This is a genomic window from Streptomyces sp. NPDC052052, assembly GCF_040680455.1.
Taxonomy (GTDB): Bacteria; Actinomycetota; Actinomycetes; order Streptomycetales; family Streptomycetaceae; genus Streptomyces.
In genome coordinates, this window is the sequence record NZ_JBFAWU010000003.1 from 332508 (window position 1) to 353248 (window position 20741).

The 20741-nt window shown below is 69.1% G+C and carries 22 protein-coding genes and 1 pseudogene; 7 read left to right on the forward strand and 16 right to left on the reverse strand.

Translation table 11 applies throughout. The annotated features are described in order from the left end of the window. Positions 1 to 37 precede the first annotated feature (37 nt). Positions 38 to 1003, forward strand: a complete 966-nt coding sequence (murQ, locus tag AB0L71_RS05535; protein WP_365238187.1) for an N-acetylmuramic acid 6-phosphate etherase — start codon at positions 38 to 40, stop codon at positions 1001 to 1003. 40 nt (positions 1004 to 1043) lie between these two features. Continuing rightward, positions 1044 to 2624, forward strand: coding sequence for a PTS transporter subunit EIIC (locus AB0L71_RS05540; RefSeq protein ID WP_365238190.1), 1581 nt, complete (start codon positions 1044 to 1046; stop codon positions 2622 to 2624). Between the two features lie 91 nt (positions 2625 to 2715). On the opposite strand, the pseudogene AB0L71_RS05545 reads toward AB0L71_RS05540, so the two are convergent. The 9 genes and pseudogenes from AB0L71_RS05545 to AB0L71_RS05585 form a co-directional block, all read right to left on the reverse strand. After that, positions 2716 to 3320, reverse strand: a pseudogene (locus AB0L71_RS05545) (Uma2 family endonuclease). Between the two features lie 138 nt (positions 3321 to 3458). Next, positions 3459 to 4079: a hypothetical protein gene (locus AB0L71_RS05550; RefSeq protein ID WP_365238192.1), complete on the reverse strand. Its 621-nt coding sequence runs from the start codon at positions 4077 to 4079 to the stop codon at positions 3459 to 3461. Continuing rightward, positions 4079 to 4717 carry a hypothetical protein gene (locus AB0L71_RS05555; RefSeq protein ID WP_365238194.1) on the reverse strand — a complete coding sequence of 213 codons (639 nt, stop codon included), beginning with the start codon at positions 4715 to 4717 and terminating at the stop codon, positions 4079 to 4081. The genes AB0L71_RS05550 and AB0L71_RS05555 overlap by 1 nt, the downstream gene beginning before the upstream one ends. Further along, complete coding sequence (locus AB0L71_RS05560; RefSeq protein ID WP_365238196.1) at positions 4714 to 5544, reverse strand: ABC transporter ATP-binding protein; 831 nt, start codon at positions 5542 to 5544, stop codon at positions 4714 to 4716. The genes AB0L71_RS05555 and AB0L71_RS05560 overlap by 4 nt, the downstream gene beginning before the upstream one ends. Further along, positions 5541 to 6605: an iron ABC transporter permease gene (locus tag AB0L71_RS05565; protein WP_365238199.1), complete on the reverse strand. Its 1065-nt coding sequence runs from the start codon at positions 6603 to 6605 to the stop codon at positions 5541 to 5543. The genes AB0L71_RS05560 and AB0L71_RS05565 overlap by 4 nt, the downstream gene beginning before the upstream one ends. Further along, positions 6598 to 7629, reverse strand: a complete 1032-nt coding sequence (locus tag AB0L71_RS05570; protein ID WP_365238202.1) for an ABC transporter substrate-binding protein — start codon at positions 7627 to 7629, stop codon at positions 6598 to 6600. Before AB0L71_RS05570 ends, AB0L71_RS05565 begins: the two co-directional genes overlap by 8 nt. A 471-nt stretch (positions 7630 to 8100) precedes the next feature. Then, positions 8101 to 8511 (reverse strand): VOC family protein, encoded by a 411-nt coding sequence (locus AB0L71_RS05575; protein WP_365238204.1) that lies wholly within the window; start codon positions 8509 to 8511, stop codon positions 8101 to 8103. Positions 8512 to 8687: 176 nt separating this feature from the next. Then, a complete protein-coding gene (locus AB0L71_RS05580) occupies positions 8688 to 8924 on the reverse strand; it encodes a hypothetical protein (RefSeq protein ID WP_365238207.1) in 237 nt (78 codons plus the stop codon). Then, positions 8921 to 9163, reverse strand: coding sequence for a hypothetical protein (locus AB0L71_RS05585; protein WP_365238209.1), 243 nt, complete (start codon positions 9161 to 9163; stop codon positions 8921 to 8923). The genes AB0L71_RS05580 and AB0L71_RS05585 overlap by 4 nt, the downstream gene beginning before the upstream one ends. A gap of 115 nt (positions 9164 to 9278) precedes the next feature. Here AB0L71_RS05585 and AB0L71_RS05590 point away from each other — a divergent pair, with 115 nt between their 5' ends. Both AB0L71_RS05590 and AB0L71_RS05595 read left to right on the forward strand, forming a co-directional pair. Continuing rightward, a complete protein-coding gene (locus AB0L71_RS05590; RefSeq protein WP_365238212.1) occupies positions 9279 to 10121 on the forward strand; it encodes a helix-turn-helix transcriptional regulator in 843 nt (280 codons plus the stop codon). Beyond that, positions 10102 to 10368 carry a DUF397 domain-containing protein gene (locus AB0L71_RS05595; protein WP_365238214.1) on the forward strand — a complete coding sequence of 89 codons (267 nt, stop codon included), beginning with the start codon at positions 10102 to 10104 and terminating at the stop codon, positions 10366 to 10368. The genes AB0L71_RS05590 and AB0L71_RS05595 overlap by 20 nt, the downstream gene beginning before the upstream one ends. Before the next feature lie 124 nt (positions 10369 to 10492). On the opposite strand, the gene AB0L71_RS05600 is transcribed toward AB0L71_RS05595, so the two are convergent. The 3 genes from AB0L71_RS05600 to AB0L71_RS05610 form a co-directional block, all read right to left on the reverse strand. Continuing rightward, positions 10493 to 11338 carry a hypothetical protein gene (locus AB0L71_RS05600; RefSeq protein ID WP_365238216.1) on the reverse strand — a complete coding sequence of 282 codons (846 nt, stop codon included), beginning with the start codon at positions 11336 to 11338 and terminating at the stop codon, positions 10493 to 10495. Between the two features lie 293 nt (positions 11339 to 11631). After that, positions 11632 to 12393 (reverse strand): hypothetical protein, encoded by a 762-nt coding sequence (locus AB0L71_RS05605; protein WP_365238218.1) that lies wholly within the window; start codon positions 12391 to 12393, stop codon positions 11632 to 11634. A gap of 39 nt (positions 12394 to 12432) precedes the next feature. Further along, on the reverse strand, positions 12433 to 13014 hold the full coding sequence (locus AB0L71_RS05610; RefSeq protein ID WP_365238220.1) for a hypothetical protein: 582 nt from the start codon (positions 13012 to 13014) through the stop codon (positions 12433 to 12435). Positions 13015 to 13376: 362 nt separating this feature from the next. Between AB0L71_RS05610 and AB0L71_RS05615 the strand changes: the two genes are divergently transcribed. After that, positions 13377 to 14993 carry an adenosine deaminase gene (locus tag AB0L71_RS05615; RefSeq protein ID WP_365238223.1) on the forward strand — a complete coding sequence of 539 codons (1617 nt, stop codon included), beginning with the start codon at positions 13377 to 13379 and terminating at the stop codon, positions 14991 to 14993. Positions 14994 to 15052: 59 nt separating this feature from the next. On the opposite strand, the gene AB0L71_RS05620 is transcribed toward AB0L71_RS05615, so the two are convergent. Continuing rightward, on the reverse strand, positions 15053 to 15658 hold the full coding sequence (locus tag AB0L71_RS05620; protein ID WP_365238226.1) for a TetR family transcriptional regulator: 606 nt from the start codon (positions 15656 to 15658) through the stop codon (positions 15053 to 15055). A gap of 111 nt (positions 15659 to 15769) precedes the next feature. Here AB0L71_RS05620 and AB0L71_RS05625 point away from each other — a divergent pair, with 111 nt between their 5' ends. Both AB0L71_RS05625 and AB0L71_RS05630 read left to right on the forward strand, forming a co-directional pair. Continuing rightward, complete coding sequence (locus AB0L71_RS05625) at positions 15770 to 16960, forward strand: cytochrome P450 (RefSeq protein ID WP_365238229.1); 1191 nt, start codon at positions 15770 to 15772, stop codon at positions 16958 to 16960. Positions 16961 to 16965: 5 nt separating this feature from the next. After that, positions 16966 to 17184, forward strand: a complete 219-nt coding sequence (locus tag AB0L71_RS05630; RefSeq protein ID WP_365238232.1) for a ferredoxin — start codon at positions 16966 to 16968, stop codon at positions 17182 to 17184. 128 nt (positions 17185 to 17312) lie between these two features. Here AB0L71_RS05630 and AB0L71_RS05635 read toward each other — a convergent pair whose 3' ends face one another. The 3 genes from AB0L71_RS05635 to AB0L71_RS05645 all read right to left on the reverse strand — a co-directional run bounded on the left by AB0L71_RS05635 (position 17313) and on the right by AB0L71_RS05645 (position 20385). Further along, positions 17313 to 17777 carry a hypothetical protein gene (locus tag AB0L71_RS05635; RefSeq protein WP_365238234.1) on the reverse strand — a complete coding sequence of 155 codons (465 nt, stop codon included), beginning with the start codon at positions 17775 to 17777 and terminating at the stop codon, positions 17313 to 17315. A 404-nt stretch (positions 17778 to 18181) separates the two neighbouring features. Then, on the reverse strand, positions 18182 to 19804 hold the full coding sequence (gene groL, locus AB0L71_RS05640) for a chaperonin GroEL (protein ID WP_365238237.1): 1623 nt from the start codon (positions 19802 to 19804) through the stop codon (positions 18182 to 18184). 374 nt (positions 19805 to 20178) lie between these two features. Beyond that, positions 20179 to 20385: a cold-shock protein gene (locus tag AB0L71_RS05645; protein WP_003967346.1), complete on the reverse strand. Its 207-nt coding sequence runs from the start codon at positions 20383 to 20385 to the stop codon at positions 20179 to 20181. Between the last annotated feature and the right edge of the window lie 356 nt (positions 20386 to 20741).

Below are 20741 nucleotides of genomic sequence, written 5' to 3' on the forward strand. Positions count from 1 at the left end.
CTGACCGTACGAGATCAAGAAAGCAGAGCCGCTCTCCATGACCTCCACCACCGACGCCGACACCACCCCCGACGGCTACGGGGACCTGCGCGCCCAGCTCGACACCCTCACCACCGAGGCGTTCCGGCCCGAGCTCGCCGAGATCGACCGCATGGCCACGCTCGACATCGCCCGGATCATGAACGGCGAGGACCAGTCCGTCCCGGCGGCCGTCGCCTCCCGGCTGCCCGAGATCGCCGCCGCGATCGACGGCACCGCGGAGCGCATGGCCCGCGGCGGCCGGCTGATCTACGCGGGAGCCGGCACCGCGGGCCGACTCGGGGTGCTGGACGCCAGCGAGTGCCCGCCCACCTTCAACACCGACCCGTCCCAGGTCGTCGGCCTGATCGCGGGCGGCCCGTCCGCGATGGTCAAGGCCGTCGAGGGTGCCGAGGACAGCAAGGAGCTGGCCGCCGCCGACCTCGACGCCCTGGCCCTCACCGCCGACGACACCGTCGTCGGCATCTCCGCATCCGGCCGCACCCCGTACGCGATCGGCGCCGTCGAGCACGCCCGCGCCAAGGGCGCACTGACCATCGGGCTCTCCTGCAACGCGGACTCCGCGCTGGCCGCCGCGGCCGAGCACGGCATCGAGACCGTCGTCGGCCCGGAGCTGCTCACCGGCTCCACCCGGCTCAAGTCGGGCACGGCCCAGAAGCTCGTCCTCAACATGATCTCGACGATCACCATGATCCGGCTCGGCAAGACCTACGGAAACCTCATGGTCGACGTCCGCGCTTCCAACGAGAAGCTGCGTGCCCGTTCCCGCCGCATCGTCTCGCTCGCCACCGGAGCGTCCGACGCGGAGATCGAGGCCGCTCTCGCCGCGACCGACGGCGAAGTGAAGAACGCCATCCTGACCATCCTCGGCCAGGTTGACGGCCCTACCGCCGCCACCCTGCTGAAATCGTCCGGCGGCCACCTCCGCGCCGCCCTCGTCACCGCTCACAGCAGCACCAGCTGAAACACCTCCGCTCCTCCTCGCACAGCAAGGCACCACGCACATGGCACCAGAAGACAAGAACCGCGCCACAGCCGCCGCGATCCTTCCCCTCGTCGGTGGCGCCGGCAACGTCAGCTCCGTCGCGCACTGCATGACCCGGCTCCGGCTGGGCCTGCGCGACCGCTCGCTCGTCGACGACGAGGCCCTGAAGGCGATACCCGCCGTCATGGGCGTGGTCGAGGACGACACGTACCAGATCGTCCTCGGCCCGGGCACGGTCGCCCGGGTCACCCCGGAGTTCGAGAAGCTGGTGGAGGAGGGTGCGGCAGCAGCCCCCGCCGTGGCCGCGACCGCCGCCGACGCCTCGGCCCCCGCCACTGCCTCCGCCTCCCCCTCCGACTTCGCTTCGGCGGAGGAGCTGGCCGCCCAGGGCGCGGCGATGAAGGCGGCGCGGAAGGCGAAGAACGCCACCCCGTTCAAGCTGTTCCTGCGCCGGATCGCGAACATCTTCGTCCCGCTGATCCCGGCACTCATCGGCTGCGGCATCATCGCCGGTCTCAACGGCCTCCTGGTCAACCTGGGCTGGCTCACCTCGGTCACGCCCGCCCTCGCCGCGATCGCCTCCGGTTTCATGGCGCTGATCGCCGTCTTCGTCGGCTTCAACACGGCGAAGGAGTTCGGCGGTACGCCGATCCTGGGCGGCGCGGTCGCCGCGATCATCGTCTACGCGGGCGTGGCGAACATCGAGGCGTTCGGCCAGAAGCTCTCCCCCGGCCAGGGCGGCGTGCTCGGCGCGCTCGGTGCGGCCCTGCTCGCGGTGTACGTGGAGAAGTGGTGCCGCCGCTGGGTGCCCGAGGCGCTGGACGTCCTGGTGACCCCGACCCTCACGGTCCTGGTCTCCGGCCTCGTGACGATCTTCGGCCTGATGTACGTGGCCGGCGAGATCTCCACCGCCATCGGCACGTTCGCCGACTGGCTGCTCTCCCACGGCGGCGCGGGCGCGGGCTTCCTCCTCGGCGGCTTCTTCCTGCCCCTGGTGATGCTGGGCCTGCACCAGGCACTCATCCCGATCCACACCACCCTGATCGAGCAGCAGGGCTACACCGTGCTGCTCCCGATCCTCGCGATGGCGGGCGCCGGCCAGGTCGGCGCGGCAACGGCCGTCTACTTCCGTCTCCCCCGCAACGAGTCGATCCGCCGGACCATCAAGTCCGCCCTCCCCGCCGGTCTGCTGGGCGTCGGCGAGCCCCTGATCTACGGTGTCTCGCTGCCGCTGGGCCGCCCGTTCATCACGGCGTGCGTGGGCGGTGCGTTCGGTGGTGGCTTCATCGGCCTGTTCAACCAGCTCGGTGACAAGGTCGGCTCCACGGCCATCGGCCCGTCCGGCTGGGCCCTGTTCCCCCTCCTCGACGGCAACCACGGCCTGGGCGGCACGATCGCGATCTACGCGGGCGGCCTGCTGACCGGCTACGTCGTCGGCTTCCTCGCGACGTACTTCTTCGGCTTCAGCAAGGACCTGCTGGCGGAGTTCAACGTCTCCCAGGAACCGACGGGCTCCACCACCCCGGCCACGGGACCGGCGGCCCCGACGGGCGGCCCGGACACCCCGGACGCCCCGGCGAAGGAACCTGCGACGGTCTGAGCCCGGCACCCGGACACGGCTGAGGGGCGGCACTCGATCACGGGGTGCCGCCCCTCAGCCATGCCCCCTCACCCATGCCGGTTCACACCGTTCACACCGGGAAGTCCCCTGTGGCCAGCGTCGTACCGAAGGGCTCGGGAAGCGTGAGCGGCTTCCCGAAGGGCACCGGGTCGGAGCGCCTGTACGTCCCGTCCTCGTTCGGCTCCGTGAAGAGGGTGGCCATCGCCCCACGTGTGTCGAACCGGTCGATCAGCAGGTACATCGGGACACCCGCCCGCGCATAGGCGCGGTACTTCTTCGTCCGGTCTTCCCGCGCGTTCCCCTTCGACGTGATCTCGACGATGAGCAGGGCCTCGGAGGCGTCCATCGGATCACTGGAGTCCGGGTCGGCGGAGTCGATCAGCTCCGCCGGCATGACCACCAGATCGGGCACATAGAGCTTGTCCAAGGGGGCGACGTGAACCCCCAGGGACTGGTAGATCTCAAGCTCTTCGGGTAGATATGCGTACAGCCTGCGCTGCACCTTGGCGGCAATGCCGTGGTGATGCGCAGGGGGCGGAGGCGCCAGGACGATCCGCCCTTCGTCGATCTCGGAGCGCCAGCCCTCGGGCACGTCCAGTTCACGCCACGTCCGCAGCAGGTAGTCCCACGGGCGGCCCCAGAGGCCGGGTCGTTCTCGACCATCGAGGCAGTCATCGCGGGTCCCTTCTCCGGTGGCCTGACGAAGGAGCGTAGAGCGGCGGTTCTACGGCAGTCCGCCGCTCCCACCAGCGCCCCACGGACGTGTGACGCACGCACGCACCGCCCCCTCGCCCTCCCGCACAGCGAGGCCGGTCAGCCCGTCCACCGCAGCAGCCCGTAGAGCAGCTGCGTCGCGCCCGGCATGAAGCGGGAGCCGTGGTGGTAGACGGGGTCCATGGCGGCGACGATCAGGCGCCCCGGCGTGGAGACCAGGTCCTCGTAGAGAAGGACCTGGTCGCGCTCCGGGTCTCCGTCCTGTTCCCGGACCGTGTGGACGAGCGGGGTCGCGCCCGCCGGGGGCTTCAGGAGCCCGTGATAGTGCCAGCGGACAGCGCGCTCGGAGAGGAAATCCCACGCCTCGTGGCCCTCGTGGGTGCGGCGTACGCCGTTGTCGTCGCCGGTGCGCCACCACCAGAAGTTGGTCTCGGCGGGCTCGCAGGCCTCCAGGCCGGGAAGCCAGCCGGTGATGTCGTTCTCGCCGAGGACCACGACGGTTCCGCCGCGCTCGGCGACCGTCAGCAGGGCCGGCGCGGCCTTCGCCAGCAGACCCGGGTGCAGACGGTCGGAGACGATCAGGGTGTCGAGGCCGTCGAAGTCCGCCTCGCCGGCCTCCGGAAGGTAGACGGAGCGCGGGCGCCAGGCCTGGACCGCCGGGTCGGCGAGGGTGGCGAGCTGGGAGAAGGACCCGCCGTGCAGGAATCCGAGGGTGGCCATCAGAGGGTTCCTTCCAGCCAGGCGAGAAGACGGGGGCCGAGGGTTCGGGTGGTGCGGTCGGGGTCGCTGAACCCGATCAGGTCGTTTCCGGCATGGGCCATCACGGCACCGGCTCCCAGCGGGTAAACGATGTCGATCGGGAGGGCGTGCGGGCCTACGCCGTTGATGACCGTGCCGCCCTCCGGGACGTGGGAGTGGTATCCGCGGCCGTAGAAGCCGGCCACGCCGACGCGGGCGAGCTCCTCCCCGACCGGGGTGCCGGGGACGCCAGTGCGGAAGAGGAGTTCGTGGAAGTCGACGCCCTCCCAGACCGGGTGCGCGGTGACCGGGCTGATCCGCAGGTCGGCGGGGCCGTGGAAGTCGAGGGCGCGCCAGGGGGCGAGGCCGGGGAGGAAGGAGCGTACGACGTGTCCGTTGACCAGGACGCGGCCTCCGCCCCGGACGAACCGCTCCAGCAGGGCGGACCGGCGTTCCAGGAAGATCTGGTCGCAGTTGAGGGAGAACATCAGGCCCTTGACCTCGCCGCCGAACAGCAGCTCCTCGTCGAGGTCGTAGAGGTCGACCGAATCGACGGGCTGGTCGGCGGACATCTGCGCGTACGGGTCCGGGCCCATGGTGACGTGGCGGACGGGGGTCACTCGGCGGCCTCCTGGGAAGCGGACATCGCGGGCATCAGGGAGTCGGCGGATGTCAGGGGGTTTGCGGGCGTCAGGGAGTTACGGGTGGGGCCGAGGTCGGGGACGACCATGAGGCGCGGGCCTCGCGGGCCCTCGACCAGGGCCGTGGCGACGGGTATGCCGTAGAGCTCGCCGAGCGCCTCGGCGTTCAGCAGCCCGGCGGCCGGGCCGGTGCGGACGTCGTCCGGGCCGAGGACGAGCACCGCGTCGTCGGCCAGATGGAGGGCGTGGTCCGGGTGATGGGTGGTGAGGACGATGCCGAGGCCGGAGGCCGCCAGCTCCTGCAACAGGGTCAGGACACGGGCCTGGTTGTGCAGGTCAAGTGCGGAGACCGGCTCGTCGAGGACCATCACCCGGCACTGCGCGGCCAGCGCCCGTGCGATCAGGGTCATCTGCTGCTCGCCGCCGGAGAGTTCGGCGTAGGAGCGGTCGGCCATATGGGCGATGCCGACCCGTTCGAGGGCTTCGGCGGCCAGTTCCCGGTCGCGGCGACCGGGCGTGGCGTAGGCCTTGAGGTGGCGGGAGCGGCCCATGAGCACCATGTCGGCGACCGAGTAGCCGAAGGCCGAGCTGTGCGACTGCGGTACGTAGGCCACCGGCGAGGTGACGGTGACCTCCCCCTCGGTGGGCGTGAGGAGGCCCGCCAGGATGCGCAGCAGGGTGGACTTGCCGCGGCCGTTGGGGCCGAGGACGGCGAGGACGCGGCCCTCCTCGGCGACGACGTCGACGCCTCGGAAGACCCACCGGCCCGGGGTGTAGTGATGGCCGAGGCCCTGGGCTCTGATCACTGCGACCACATCCGATTGCGCGACCTGGCGAGCAGGACGATGAAGAAGGGGGCGCCGATGACCGCGGTGAGGATGCCGAGCGGCATCTCGGCGGCGGTCAGGGTGCGGGACACGGTGTCGATCACGGTGAGATACGCGCCGCCGATGAGGAAGGCCGCGGGCAGCTGCACCCGGTGGTCGCTGCCCGTCCACAGCCGGGCCAGGTGCGGGACGACCAGGCCGACCCAGCCCACCAGCCCGGCCACGGCCACGGAACCGGCGGTCATCAGCGCGACCGCGCAGAGCAGCACCCCGCGGGTGAGACGGGGCGGGACACCGAGCGCGAGGGCGTCGTCGTCGCCGAGGGAGAGGATGTTGAGCCGCCACCGCAGGGCGAGGATCACGGCCGCGCCGAGCAGGATCGGGACGGCCGCGGTGACCACCTTGGCGTAGGTGGCGGTGGCGAGCGAACCGAGCAGCCAGAAGACGATGGACGGCAGTTCCGACTCGGGGTCGGCGACGTATTTGGCGAACGAGACCAGCGCGGTGAAGAACGCGCCGGTGACGGTGCCGCTGAGCACGATCATCAGGATCGGGTTGCCGGTGTTCAACCGGCCGATCAGCATGACGACAGCGAGGGCGAGCAGCCCGAAGCCGAAGGCCCCGCCGACCACGGCGGCCGAGCCCAGCCCGAGCAGCAGGGCGAGGACGCCGCCGAACGACGCACCGGACGCGACACCGATCACATCGGGGCTGACCAGCGGGTTGCGGAACACGCCCTGGAGGGCGGCGCCGCCGAGGGCGAGCCCGCCGCCGACCAGGAGGGAGAGCAGCACGCGGGGAAGCCGGACATCGAGGACGACGGTCTGCTCCTGCGCGGTCCAGGTCTGACCGACCGGGAAGATCTGACCGGCGAGCATGCGGATGATCTCGTTGGGCGGGACGACATAGCGGCCGACGGCGAGCGCGGTCAGGGCCACCAGCAGGGTGACGACGGCGAGCAGCGGCAGCTGGGGGATCCTGCGCCGCGCGGGGGCCTTCTCCCCGCCCGTCGTGGGGGCCTCCGCCGTCAGGTCAGGCACGGAAGCCGGCATAGCTGGCGCTCTTCGCGTTCATGTCCATACGCAGGACCTCGTCGGTCTGGGCGGCGGAGATCGCATAGCCGTAGAGCCGGTCGAAGGTGTCCTTGATCCGGGTGCGCAGACCGTTGCGGGAGGCCAGCTCCGGGTGCAGGATCTGGGCGACCCAGCGCCACATCAGCGGGGACTCGCAGCACGGCGGATCCCAGCGGTAGCCGCCCAGAGGCACCTTGTAGACGCGGCGGTCGCGTACGGCGCGGACGTCGGCCAGCTTCTTGTCGGCGTAGATGTCGGCCGGGGTCGCGTCGTCGAAGGCGGAGAGCAGGATCACCTCGGGGTCCCAGGCGAGGATCTGCTCGACGGAGACCTGCGGGGCGTCGGCGGAGATGTCGGAGGCGACGTTGACGCCACCGGCGATCGTGGTCCAGTGGGTGACGTAGTCGGATCCCGTGGCGGTCGTCCAGCCATCGGCGGCGGTCCGCAGGTACAGGACCTTCTGCTTCTTCTTCGCGTACGGCTTGACCAGGGCGCGGACCGCCTTGTCCTCGGAGTGCATCCAGTCCAGCAGCTCGGTGGAACGTTCCTCCTTGCCGAGCAGTTGCCCGAAGATCTTGATCCAGGTCTCCATCATCGCCTGGGTGCCGTAGGTCAGACCGATGACCTTGAACCCGGCGTTCTCCAGGGGGGCGATGACGTCGTCGCCCATGTCACCCCACTGGATCACCACGTCCGGCTTCAGACCGACGATGGTCTCCACATTGGGGATGAAGTCGGCGCCCGCGATGGTGGTGGTCTTCTTCGACTTCGGGAAGAGCGTGCCGAAGATGCCCTGCTTGTTGGCGGTGAGCGTGGACTCGTTGATGCCGACGATGTGGTCGTAGGAACCGTCCACCGCCGCGATCATCGACGGCGACGGGATGATCGCGGTGGCGATGCGCTGCACCGGTCCGTCGAAGGTGATCTTCTTGCCGCGCTGATCGGTGACGGTGAACCCGGCACCGGACGCGGCGGTGCTGGAGTCCTTCACTTCTCTTGAGGAACACGCACCGAGCACGCCTACCCCGGCAAGGGCGGCGGTTCCGGCGCCGAGCCCTCGCAGGACGGTCCGCCGAGGCGGGAGAAATGGGGAAACAGCGGCAGGCACGTGCCACCTCCGGACGAATGGGGGGACTTAGGCATGCCTAACCTAATCCACGCCCGAAGTGGGCCCGGCAGGCGGGGGTGCTTTTTACGGGAACCCCGCCCCTGGTCAGCGGCGCGCGGGCACGGAACGAGACGGGCTCAACCGGCCGTCACCGGGTTCACCGGGCAGGGCGGGAGCAGGGGGGCGCCGCCCACGCGGGTACACGGGGCGGCGCGATGGAGCAGGGTGTGGCGGCCACGGCACCAGGAGTGGCGCGGCGACCGGCGCCTCCTGATTCCTGACCGGCCTGGTCACCTGTTTCGCGACACACGGCGGAACCTTCACGGCCTTCAGTCGCATGGACGACCGGGCGGCTCAGCGAAGTTCCTGGATCCGGATCAGGTTGCCCGCCGGATCACGGAAGGCGCAGTCGCGGATGCCGTACGGCTGTTCGGTCGGCTCCTGGACGACCTCGGCGTCGGCGGCCCGCACCTGCTCGAACGTACCGTCCAGGTCCGGGGTGGCCAGCAGGATCCAGCCGTAGGTGCCCTTGGCCATCATCTCGGTGATCGTGCGACGTTCGCCCTCAGTGATCCCGGGGTCGGTGGCCGGCGGCGCGAGGAGGATCGACGTGCTGGGCTGACCGGCCGGGCCGACCGTGATCCAGCGCATCGCGCCCTGTCCGACATCGCTGCGGACCTCGAAGCCGAGGGCGTCGCGGTAGAAGGCCAGGGACGCGTCCGGGTCGACATGAGGCAGGGCACTGGTGTGAATGGTGATGTCCATGTTGATCAGGCTAGGCGTGGCCTCGTGACGCCGCTTCTTGATTCCTGATCGATCAGGACACCTCCACCAGCCCGACCATCTCTCCACCACGCACGGCCGCCGCGCCCCCGTTGCACCCCACTGCCACCCGGCACGGCACCGCCCAGGATCTCCCCCGACCGCGCCCGGCGCCGGCCTCAGCGCGGAAGCCGCCCCTCCCGGTTGATCTCCGTCACCCGCGCCCGCAACTCCAGCCCCGGCGGCGCCGGCCGGACGAGATCCGGCGGACAGTCCCACTCCGCGCCACCGCCCGGCGGACGCAGTTGTACGTACGAGCCGACCCGGCCCATCACCCGGCCCACCCGCCCGTCCCGCGTGTCCAACGCGAACGACCCGGGCTCCGGCACGCACGGCTCACCACTCTCACCCGTCATGCTTCCGACCGCCCCTGCGCCTCCAGCACCACGCTCAGCCGCAACGCCGTATCGAGATTGCACCGGCCGAGGTCGACGAGCGGCGCCGCGGGTTCGTTCCCCGCACACGACACCGGGTCGACCCGCAACGACGGCAGCGTGATCCCCACTCCGGAGAACCCCTCCTTCAACCGCGCCACCGCGCCCTCCGCCGCCCGCACGCCTTCTTCGACCGCTTTGCACCGTTCCATCGTCGTCATGATCCATCTCTTTCCCACGCTGAGTAATGACAATGCATACCCAGCGTGTCCAACGCGTCGCTAGCCTGGAAGGGGCGCAGAACCAACAACCGCACGTGTGTCACAGGGAGTTGTCATGCCAGGGCCCAAGAAGCTCGACCCGTCCTCCTCGCCGCGCGCCCTGCTGGGAGCCGAACTCCGCCACCGCAGAGACAACGCCGGCCTCTCCCAGGAAGAGCTCGGCCTCCCGCTCTTCGTCAGCGGGTCGTTCATCGGCCAACTGGATTCCGGTACCCGTCGGATGCAGTTGGACCAGGCCCAGAAGCTCGACGAGATCCTGAAGGCGGACGGGTTCTTCGTACGGAACTGCGAGGCTCTGAAGAAGTCCAAGTACCCGGACCACTTCGCCGAGGCGGCGGAGGCGGAAGCGATGGCGAAGGCCATCAGGGAATACGCACCGCTGCTGATCCCGGGCCTGTTGCAGACGGAGGCGTACGCGCGAGCGGTTTTCCGGGCGTACCAGCCGACGGCTCCGGAGGACGTCATCAACGACCTGGTCGCGGCGCGGCTCGAACGGGCGCAGTTGCTGACCGGTCCAACAACGCCCCTGGTTTGGGCAGTTCTGGACGAGGCGGTCCTACGGCGACGGGTCGGCGGCCCGGCCGTGATGGCGGAGGCCCTGCGCCACGTCCTGAAGCTGGCTCGCGGGCACCGGATCATCGTGCAGGTGCTGCCGTTCAGCGCGGGAGCGCACGCGGCACTGAACGGCGCCCTCAAGCTCATGTCGTTCACTGATGCTCCCGCACTTGCTTACCTCGAGGTGCTGGGAACAGGGCACTTGGAAGACGATCCAGCATCAGTCTCCCGCTATGAACTGTCATACGAACTCGTCGTGGCCAGCGCCCTGTCACCGGAATTGTCTCTGACCCTGATCGAGTCGCTGGCGGAGGATTACGCTCATGAAGATCAGCAGCTCTGACTATGACCTGTCCACCGCGACTTGGTACAAGTCCTCCTGCAGCGGAGGCGAGGGCGGCAACTGCCTCGAAGTCGGCACCTGGCGGAAGTCCTCCTACAGCGGCGGCGACGGTGGCAACTGCCTCGAAGTAGCCGATGGCCACCCCGGCATCGTCCCCGTACGCGACTCCAAGGTGACCGAGGGCCCGACGCTCGTGTTCCGCTCAGCTGCCTGGGCGTCGTTCGTCGAGGACATCAAGAACGGCTAGGACACGCCCGGGTGGCAGGGAGGGCGCGTGCGCAGTTCCCTCCCCGCCACCACGTCGTTCTGATCTCCGTCAGGTCGCTCAAGCGCCACCATGACAACCGGCCGATCAGGCGATGCGGTGGCGCTCACACATCCCGCGGCATGCGGATGTTGTCGTACTTCGGGTTCGGCTCCTCACGCACCGCCTCGGCCAGTGCGGGCCCGCTGATCTCTCCGGGGCATCCTTGGGGCGGGTAGCCGGGTATGTCGCGGACCTTGTAGTAGATGCACACCAGCCGGTGCTCGCCCAGTCCCCAGGATCCGCCGCCGTACGGGAGCATCCGCTTGTCGCCGCAGACGGGACACCGCGCGCACGGGTGTACCAGCGTCCTGGGCTCGGTGAAGGCGTGGGGCAGGCGCCCGTCGACGATGGCCTGCCGCGGGAGGGTCAGGCCGTAGTACTCGCCCATGACCCGATAGACGTCCGACATCGTCACGTCGTCGGCTGCGTCGTCCCTGTGGACGCGGTCGGGGCGCTCGACGAATCCGCCCTCGGCCACCAAGCGGCGAGTGAGCGGGTGATCCGTCTTGTCGGTCGTGTACTCCCAGAACATCCAATCGCGATCCCCGTCCACGCCGACGGAGATGACCGGCGGGTCCATGGTCGTGTCCAGGACACTCACGGCGGTGTGTCGGGACCAGAGGTCCCTGCCCGGGGCGAGCCGGTAGTTGCGGTCGCCGGCATCGGGCGACTCGATCGCGAACGCCCAGCCGTTGTCGGCTTCGCCCAGCATCGCGTAGGCCGGCAGGTCCCTCGATCCGGACCCATGGGAAAGCTTCAGCATCTCGTGAGCGATACCCGGGTCCATGAGGGTGCCTGGCTGCGCGCCCAGATAGACAGCCAGTTCTTCGTGGCTGATGCCCTTCACCATGATGAGGGAGAAGCCTCCGTCACCCAGTTCGGCGTCAATCCACTCGATTCCGTCACTCATGGACGGGACCCTAGCGGGCGGGTGCGACAGCAGCCCGGGGCATCCCCGACTGCCGGGCCCGGTAGGTGGGCGCCGATCGCTCCAGCGTGTCACCAATGGGCCAGTGCACGACCCGGGCGCCTACGCCCGAGCCAGGATGAACGAGGCAGAGGCGGGAGCAATGAGACTCCCGCGCCGATGAGTTGAAGGTCATGCACTCACCTCGACGGCGCAGAAGTCTCATGCGTGGCAAACCTCCCGCTCTCACCCGGAGTGCGCGCCCCGGTGAGTCTCAGCGGTTTCGCGTCAGCAGGTCAGCCCGCGACGCCCTTTGCCACTTCCTGCAGTTCCTCGACGCTCGTGGTGAGGTTCCCCGAAGAGAGAGACCTCTGCGAAGTGGCGTCATCCGTAAGGGCCTTGACCTCGGAGGATCGCGCCGTCGCGGTGCCGCCGTCAGCATCCGTGTCGAAGATTCCCTGGTCCCCGCCGACCGGTGTCCAGATGTCTTCAGCGACGCTCTGGATTCCCGGATGCTCGTCGAGCGAGAGGCTGTCGCCGTAGATGATGACGTAGCTTCCGGGCGTCAACGGTGACGCGCCCTCCAGGTCCACCTTGTCGGTGTCCACGTTGCCGATGATTATCTCGCCCAGCGGGACCGGGTCGGCGCCGCGGGTCGAAGCGCCTTGATAGATCTCGGTGACGATGTCGGCCTTGTAGAAGACCATGGGCAGGCAGCCGGCATTCTCGGATTCCCCGCCCTCGATGCCGTCCGGCGGCGGACTCACGCTCGGGGTGGGCGAGGCGTCCTCGGGGTCGGAGTCCTCGGTGCCTGGAGTGGGTTCCCCGCCGTCTCCTGCCGCGTCCCCTCCGTCGTCGCATTCCCTGCTGACCACATCGCCGACCTTGACGTGGTACGCGGCCGTCGATGCCGCGGTCAGGTCCTCGACGCTGGAGTAGAGCTCGTAATCGGCTTCTCCGTGCATCTTCCCCTGCTCACTGCTGCCGCCCGCCGAGCAGGCAGCGACACACAGGGACATGGTGGCCGTCAGGGCAGCCAGAGCCAGTTTCGTCTTCATTCATCCACCTACGTTTGCCGTTCGATGCACTGTCACTTTTCACGGGGTGTACTTGGCTCTGGCGCCCTTGATGTCGTCGGACCAGGGACCGTCGCCACTGCACCCGAACTTGCCCGTCCCCTGCCGCATCAGGGACGGGCCCGATGAACAGGTGAGAGAGGTGTGACCCAGTCCGTAGGTGTGTCCTATTTCGTGCTCCGCCACCATCTTCTTCTGACGGGCGGTAAGTCCCTTCATGGTTCTGGAATTGAAGGCCACATACACTTCGTTGTAGGCCCAGTTACCGAAGATGCAGCCCTGCCACGACGTGCGCGCCCACGCGTCCCAGGTGTACGAACCGTCACGCACCTCCACCATGGGGTCCCCGTTGCTCTGCTGCTTGCTGAAGTATCCGGGGGAGTTCGGCGACGTGGTGTCCCACCGCTCCTGCGCGTTCCCGAAGGCGGTCTGGTATGTCGACGTGATGCTGTAGTAGCGGTACGAAATTGCACCCCCCTCGCCGATTCCGTAGAACTTCCCGCAATTGTGCGTATACGCCTGGGCCGGTGTCGCGGTGAACAGCATTCCCGCCGCCGCGACCATGAATGCAGTGAGCGCCGACAGCGACCTCCCCGCAATCACCCCGCCCGACTCCCTCGATCGGATACATCGCCTCAGTCGCACATTTCCCCCAGGTGGGTGTCAGGGTCATGATCAAACAGAAGAGAACATAGGGCGCCACACCCCATACGCACAAGATCTTTTTTTATTACTGAACCGGAGCTTCCTATTCCGTTCGTGCGACGGAATCACACCACCGAATCGCACAACGGAATCGCGCGGACGATTCGCACGGACGAATCGCACGTCGAATCGCATGGCCGGACCACTCGACCGAGCACATGACCGACCACCCGATTGCTCGCGTACCCGATCGAGTGGACGTTCCTGGCACAGATGTGATGTGAGGGAGAAACACCCTTTCCGAACGCGATCATTCGGCCGTGATCTCATCAACTCGGGCGGCTCACCGTCCCACCTCCCTGCTTCCGGTCGGGCTCGGTGCGCTCAGCGTGCTGGCCCTGCTCCCGGCAGTCCCGGCCTCCGCCACCACCGCACCCGCGCAGGGCAGCTCGCCACGCGCCGCCTCCTACGCGGCGCCCCGCCCGGTGACCCAGGCCGAGCTCGGGACCTCGCGCTACCTCGAATCGCTCCAGAACCGGCCCGAGCAGCTGAGAGCCTTCTTCACGGCGCTGCCCAAGGGGGGCGACCTCCACAACCACCTGTCCGGGGCGGCCAGGACCGAGTACCTGATCAAGCTCGCGGCCGAGAAGGGGCTGTGCATCGACGGCACGATGACGGCCGTGGCGCCGCCGTGCGGACCGGGCAAGCGGCCCGCCGCAGATGCGCAGACCGACGCCGCCTTCCGGCAGGAGGTCATCCGGGCCTGGTCCATGCAGGACTTCCCTGCCGGCCAGTCCGGGCACGACCACTTCTTCGCCACGTTCGACAAGTTCGGCATGGCGACCTGGGACCGCGGCAAGCTCCTCGCCGATGTCGCCAACACCGTGGTGAAGCAGAACCAGTTCTACCTGGAAACGCTGGTCACCCCCGCGTCGGACAGCGCCAAGAAGCTTTCCGAGACCGTGGGTTACGACCCCGACTTCGCCGCCTTCCATCGCAAGCTGCTGGCCGGGGGGCAGCTCGACCGGGTCGTGGACGAGGCGGTCAAGGAGGCCGACGACGCCGACACCCAGTTCCGGTCGACCGCGCACTGCGACACCCACCGCCCCGACCCGGGCTGCCGGCTGCCCGTCCGATGGATCTCCCAGGTGTCCCGCGGCAGCACACCGGCCCGGGTGTTCACGCAGATGGCGCTCGGTATGAGGCTGGCCGAGCGCGACCCGAGGTTCGTCGCGGTCAACCTCGTACAGCCCGAGGACTGGGACAGCTCGCTGTCCAACTACAGCCTCCAGATGCGCATGCTGAAGTACCTGCGCAGCCAGTACCCCGGCGCACATCTCACCCTGCACGCCGGTGAGTTGGCGCCCGGACTGGTCAAGCCCGAGGACCTGACCTTCCACATCCGGGAGGCCGTGCTCGTCGCCGGGGCCGAACGCATCGGACACGGTGTGGACCTGGTCCACGAGGACGACTGGCGCGGGCTCGCCCGGACGATGGCACAGCGCCATGTGGCGGTCGAGGTGCCGTTCTCCAGCAACAAGCAGATCCTCGGCATCGCGGGTGACGACCACCCGTTCAACGCCTACCGCCGCTACGGCGTCCCGGTGGTCCTGGCCACCGACGACCCGGGGGTCTCACGGATCGACATCAGCCACGAGTACCAGTACGCCGCCCAGACCTACGGTCTGCGGTACACCGAGCTGAAGGACCTGGCCCGCGCCTCGCTGGAATACGCGTTCCGCACCGGCCGCAGCCTGTGGGCGACCGGCTCCGCCCCCTCCGACTACCGCGTCGTCGCCGCCTGCGCGGGCGACCGGCCCGGTGCCGAACGCCTGAGCACCCGCTGCCTCCGCTACCTCTCCGACAACCCGAAGGCAGCGACCGAGTGGCGCCAGGAGAGCGCCTTCGCCGTCTTCGAGAGCCGTCACCGGTCATGAGCCCGCAACCGGCCGGGCCCCGGGCTCGCCCCGGGGCCCGGCCGTGCGTGCGCGGGCTGTCACCGCGTCCGGCCCTCGCCCGCCGGAGCGGACCAGAGCGAGCCGAGCGCGCCGAGCACAAGACGGCAGACCTCGTCCGGATGGGCGCCGGCCAGCGGCTCGCGTGCGACGACCGATCGCATCAGGCCGATCCCGAGCAGCCAGGCCATGGCCAGATCCGCGCGCAGGGTGCTGTCCTCGGCATCGGAGAGCCCGGCCAGGGTCTGCTGGTACTTCTCCCCCAGTTCCCGCAGGGCCTCGGCCGACTCGTCGCCCTGCCCGACGGACCGCAGATAGACCTCCAGGGAGCGGTCGTCCGACCCGGCGGAGGCGCTGCGCGTCAGCATCGAACGCAGGGCGGCCTCGAACAGTTCCTCGGGCGGCGTCGCCCGCAACCGCTCCCGTCCGCCCTGGGCGATGACCTCCGCCAGCAGCCCCTGCTTCGAGCCGAAATACCGGAACAGCAGGGCCTGGTTGGCGCCCGCACGCTCCGCGATGGACCGGACCGTAGCCCCCTCGTAGCCCCGCTCCGCGAACAGGTCGCGCGCCGCTTCCAGCAGCCGACGACGCGTGGCCGCGGCATCGCGCCGACGCTCTGCGGACGGTGGTGCGGCAGCGGGCTCCATGGCTCATTCCTCTCCAACGGCCCGTCAGGATAACGGCCATAAAGCGTTGTTGACCGCCGGAAGAGCACACTCCTACCGTTGTAAGCAGCTGCTTACATACTGGAGGTCACAGTGACGAAAGCAGACACCACCCCCCACGTCTATCCCTTCAACACAGGCGGCGGGCTCCAGCTCGCGGACGAGTACGAGCAGGTCAGGAACCAGCCGGGCCTCTTGCGGGTCCAGATGGAATACGGCGAACCGGCCTGGCTCGTCACCCGCTACGCCGACGCCCGCCTCGTCCTGGGCGACCCGCGTTTCAGCCGGGCCGCCGGGGCCTCGCACGACGAGCCGCGGCAGTCCGAGGGCCGCCGCGACGGCGGCATGCTCGGCATGGATCCACCCGACCACACCCGGTTGCGGTCCCTGGTCGCCAAGGCGTTCACGGTCCGCCAGGTCGAGAAGCTGCGGCCGCAGGTCCGGGAGCTGACCGCGGGCCTCCTCGACGACATGGAGGCCGCCGGGCCGCCCGCCGATCTGGTCGACCGCTACGCGCTGCCGCTGCCGGTCGCGGTGATCTGCCGGATGCTGGGCGTCCCCACCGAGGACCGGCCCCGCTTCCGTGTGTGGAGCGACGCCGCACTGTCGACCAGCTCGCTCACGGCCGAGGAGTTCGACGCCAACCGCGACGAACTGCGCGCCTACATGGCCAAGTTGATCGCCGACCACCGCGCCTCGCCGCAGGATGACCTGATGACGGCGCTGATCGAGGCCCGCGACGGCGGCGACCGGCTCTCCGAACGGGAACTCGTCGATCTGTGCATGGGCCTCCTGGTGGCCGGACACGAGACCACCGCGTCCCAGATCCCCAACTTCGTCCTCACCCTGCTGGACCACCCGGACCAACTGGCCCGGCTCAGGGCCGAACCCGAACTCATCACGGGTGCGGTGGAGGAACTGATGCGCTTCGTGCCACTGGGCAGCGGCGCCGGACAGGCCCGGTACGCCACCGAGGACATCGAGGTCGGCGGCACGCTCGTCCGCGCGGGCAGTCCGGTGCTGGTCGCCATCGGCGCCGCGAACCGCGACGCGCTGCGCTTCACCGCCCCCGGCGTGCTCGACTTCAGCCGCGAGAGCAACCAGCACCTCGGCTTCGGCCATGGCGTCCACCACTGCCTCGGCGCTCCGCTGGCCCGGATGGAGCTCCAGGAGGCGCTGCTCGCGCTCATCACCCGGTTCCCGGGGCTGCGGCTGGCCGGTGACGTGACGTGGAAGTCCGAGATGCTGGTTCGCGGTCCGCGCGTCATGCCGGTCGGGTGGTGAGCCAGATGGCCTGGAACGTACGCGTCGATCCGACCCTCTGCCAGGCGTCGGGCATGTGCGCCGGGGCGGTGCCCGAGGTGTTCGTGCTGGACGGCGCGTACTCACGCGTGCTCGTGGACGGGATCGAGCCGGACGAGCGGGTGCTGGACGCCGCCGACATCTGCCCGGCCCAGGCGATCACCGTGTACGACGGCGAGACCGTCATCGGCCCACGCCCCGACTGAGCCCCGGCGGCCCACCACCGAGCCCCCCACGGAGAAACCGCCCCGTGCCGGGAACGAGAGTTCCCGGCACGGGGCGGTTGCGTGAACGGCGAGGCAGGTGCGGGCGGATGCGCTCCTGGACGGACGGGCTAGCCGAGCCGCTCCAGGACCCACTGGCGGCGGTCATCGGGGCTGAGGACCACGCGGTTGCCCTGCGTGGTCAGGTTGCCGAACTCGCCCCGGCCGAGGGCGATCACGACCGGCTCCCTGTCGGTGTCGCCCTCGATCGACCACAGGTCGGGCTGACGGCCGCACGGGGCAACCCAGACGGTCGGCGGGTAGATCCGGAGCGGCGAGAGCGCCAGGCAGCGCTCCTCCCCGCGGGCCTCGACGATCTGGGCCAGGCCGTCGTCCTGGTTGCGGATCTCCCAGACGGTGCCGGGGCTGCACGGCTCGACGTGGCCGCCCAGCGGGCCCTCGCCGCCTGCGAGGCACTGGCCACTGCGCAGATCACGGATGAAGTAGGAGCCGTCGTCGGCGGCCTGGGCGGGGGTGGCCAGCGCCGCCACGGCGACGGCGGACGCGGCGAGAGACAGGATCGAACGGATACGCACGGGACTCCTCGTATGAAGAGAAGGGGGAGGAAGTGCGGGCCGTGCAGCCCGCACTTCCAAGATCACAGGAGTCCCTCGCCCTTCCCCCGATCCCGCCGTCGCGCCCGCACCGATCCACTCCACCAGCAGGGGCGCTCAGAAGCCCGCCCGGCGCATTGAGCGAACTCCGCACGCCCCCATCCGGCACCGCATCTCCCGGGGCTCGAGCCTCGATGTCCGAGCGCTCTTTCCGAGACCCGGGATCCGGAACCGGCTCCGGCGGGACGGGGGTCGCGTGCTCAGGGTGTTCCGGCGGGCATCGCCGCTGCCGCCCGTCCCGCGCCGACACGGCATCGACCCCCGGGACCAGTCGGTCCCGGGGGTCGATGAGGCACAGCTGTGCGAGAACTACCGATCCGTCAGGATCAGAAGTCCATGTCACCACCCGGCATGCCGCCCGGAGCGGCCGCGGCGGCCTTCTCCGGCTTGTCGGCGATGACGGCCTCGGTGGTGAGGAACAGCGCGGCGATGGACGCGGCGTTCTGCAGGGCGGAGCGCGTGACCTTCGCCGGGTCGAGGATGCCCTCGGCGATCATGTCGACGTACTCGCCGGTCGCGGCGTTCAGACCGTGGCCGACGGCCAGGTTGCGCACCTTCTCGACGACGACGCCGCCCTCGAGACCACCGTTGACGGCGATCTGCTTCAGCGGGGCCTCCAGCGCCAGCTTGACGGCGTTGGCGCCGGTCGCCTCGTCACCCGAGAGCTCCAGCTTCTCGAAGACGGCCGAGGCCTGGAGCAGAGCCACGCCACCACCGGCGACGATGCCCTCCTCGACGGCGGCCTTGGCGTTGCGCACCGCGTCCTCGATGCGGTGCTTGCGCTCCTTGAGCTCGACCTCGGTCGCGGCACCGGCCTTGATGACGGCCACGCCGCCGGCCAGCTTCGCGAGGCGCTCCTGGAGCTTCTCGCGGTCGTAGTCCGAGTCGGAGTTCTCGATCTCGGCACGGATCTGGTTGACGCGACCCTGGACCTGGTCGCTGTCACCGGCACCGTCGACGATCGTCGTCTCGTCCTTGGTGATGACGACCTTGCGGGCGCGGCCGAGCAGGTCGAGACCGGCGTTCTCCAGCTTGAGGCCGACCTCCTCGGAGATGACGGTGCCACCGGTGAGGATGGCGATGTCGCCGAGCATGGCCTTGCGGCGGTCACCGAAGCCCGGGGCCTTGACGGCGACGGACTTGAAGGTGCCACGGATCTTGTTGACGACCAGGGTCGACAGGGCCTCGCCCTCGACGTCCTCGGCGATGATCAGCAGCGGCTTGCCGGACTGCATGACCTTCTCCAGCAGCGGAAGGAGGTCCTTCACGCTGCTGACCTTGGAGTTCACGATCAGGATGTACGGGTCGTCGAGGGACGACTCCATGCGCTCCATGTCGGTGGCGAAGTACGCCGAGATGTAGCCCTTGTCGAAGCGCATACCCTCGGTGAGCTCCAGCTCCAGACCGAAGGTCTGGGACTCCTCGACGGTGATGACGCCTTCCTTGCCGACCTTGTCCATGGCCTCGGCGATGAGCTCGCCGATCTGGGTGTCGGCGGCGGAGATGGAGGCGGTCGAAGCGATCTGCTCCTTGGTCTCCACGTCCTTGGCCTGCTCCAGGAGGGCGGCGGAGACGGCCTCGACGGCCTTCTCGATGCCCCGCTTGAGCGCCATCGGGTTGGCACCCGCGGCGACGTTGCGCAGACCCTCGCGGACGAGAGCCTGGGCGAGAACGGTGGCGGTGGTCGTACCGTCGCCGGCGACGTCGTCCGTCTTCTTGGCGACCTCCTTGACCAGCTCCGCACCGATCTTCTCGTACGGGTCCTCCAGCTCGATCTCCTTGGCGATGGACACACCATCGTTGGTGATCGTGGGGGCGCCCCACTTCTTCTCAAGGACGACGTTGCGACCCTTGGGGCCAAGGGTGACCTTGACGGCGTCGGCGAGCTGGTTCATGCCGCGCTCGAGACCGCGCCGGGCCTCCTCGTCGAACGCGATGATCTTGGCCATGTGAAGTGGTCCTCCCGGACAGGGGTGGATTGCTCCGGACCGAGTGGCGCCCGCGACGGACGGCCTGCGCGACCGGTGGTTCCTTGCCCCACCGGCCCTGCGGGCCTCACCGGCCCGGTCCAAGTTCTGTCACTCTCACCTGGAGAGTGCTAACGCCAATGATTAGCACTCGACCCCCGAGAGTGCAAGCGCCTTCGGCGAAGGTCCGCCCAGGAGTGACGGCCGAAAGGAGCAGACGCCTCAGGGGTTCGCGGACGACGACAGCCGCCCGCCCGGGTACGCGAACGCGCGAAGGACCCGCACCTCTGGGGGTGTACCCCGGTGGTGCGGGTCCTTCGCGTATGAAGTGGTGTCGTTGGCCGACCGCGCCGAACTCAGCCGACGGCGAGCTTGACCATGTCCGCCTGCGGCCCCTTCTGGCCCTGCGAGATCTCGAACTCAACTCGCTGACCCTCTTCGAGGGTGCGGTAGCCGTCCATCTGGATCGCGCTGTAGTGGACGAAAACATCCGCACCACCGTCGACCGCGATGAAGCCGTACCCCTTCTCCGCGTTGAACCACTTGACGGTGCCCTGAGCCATGCCTAACTCCCCTATTACTGGCCCTTGCGCAGGACCGCACTTCGCGGACCCGGGTCAGAACTCACTCCCCGACAGGGCAGGGTGTGTGCGCCGGAACGCGTCGACCGCGGCCGAATGTATCTGCCCAACTGCCCTCTGCAACAGGTCAATCGGACGAGAAATCTGGGCAGCACCGATCGCCCGAATATGGGGAATTCGTAAGGATCCAGGGCAAGTCGGGCCAGACAAAGGAGACTTTTGACGCAAGGTGCTTCCGCACTTTGGCTGCTTCTTATCGCAGCCAGGCGCATTCTCATATGCGGGCGGCACGGGCAGCTGGGGGGACTTCCCACACTGTACCGCGCTCAACCCTACAG

What these genes read in the sequence shown, in the direction of transcription:
- AB0L71_RS05600 (WP_365238216.1), bottom strand. Translation starts at nt 11,338, where the DNA reads ATGAGTGACGGAATCGAGTGGATTGACGCCGAACTGGGTGACGGAGGC.
- AB0L71_RS05620 (WP_365238226.1), bottom strand. Translation starts at nt 15,658, where the DNA reads ATGGAGCCCGCTGCCGCACCACCGTCCGCAGAGCGTCGGCGCGATGCC.
- AB0L71_RS05540 (WP_365238190.1), top strand. Translation starts at nt 1,044, where the DNA reads ATGGCACCAGAAGACAAGAACCGCGCCACAGCCGCCGCGATCCTTCCC.
- AB0L71_RS05585 (WP_365238209.1), bottom strand. Translation starts at nt 9,163, where the DNA reads ATGACGACGATGGAACGGTGCAAAGCGGTCGAAGAAGGCGTGCGGGCG.
- AB0L71_RS05580 (WP_365238207.1), bottom strand. Translation starts at nt 8,924, where the DNA reads ATGACGGGTGAGAGTGGTGAGCCGTGCGTGCCGGAGCCCGGGTCGTTC.
- AB0L71_RS05645 (WP_003967346.1), bottom strand. Translation starts at nt 20,385, where the DNA reads ATGGCTCAGGGCACCGTCAAGTGGTTCAACGCGGAGAAGGGGTACGGC.
- AB0L71_RS05605 (WP_365238218.1), bottom strand. Translation starts at nt 12,393, where the DNA reads ATGAAGACGAAACTGGCTCTGGCTGCCCTGACGGCCACCATGTCCCTG.
- AB0L71_RS05595 (WP_365238214.1), top strand. Translation starts at nt 10,102, where the DNA reads ATGAAGATCAGCAGCTCTGACTATGACCTGTCCACCGCGACTTGGTAC.
- AB0L71_RS05550 (WP_365238192.1), bottom strand. Translation starts at nt 4,079, where the DNA reads ATGGCCACCCTCGGATTCCTGCACGGCGGGTCCTTCTCCCAGCTCGCC.
- AB0L71_RS05575 (WP_365238204.1), bottom strand. Translation starts at nt 8,511, where the DNA reads ATGGACATCACCATTCACACCAGTGCCCTGCCTCATGTCGACCCGGAC.
- groL (WP_365238237.1), bottom strand. Translation starts at nt 19,804, where the DNA reads ATGGCCAAGATCATCGCGTTCGACGAGGAGGCCCGGCGCGGTCTCGAG.
- AB0L71_RS05590 (WP_365238212.1), top strand. Translation starts at nt 9,279, where the DNA reads ATGCCAGGGCCCAAGAAGCTCGACCCGTCCTCCTCGCCGCGCGCCCTG.
- AB0L71_RS05630 (WP_365238232.1), top strand. Translation starts at nt 16,966, where the DNA reads ATGGCCTGGAACGTACGCGTCGATCCGACCCTCTGCCAGGCGTCGGGC.
- murQ (WP_365238187.1), top strand. Translation starts at nt 38, where the DNA reads ATGACCTCCACCACCGACGCCGACACCACCCCCGACGGCTACGGGGAC.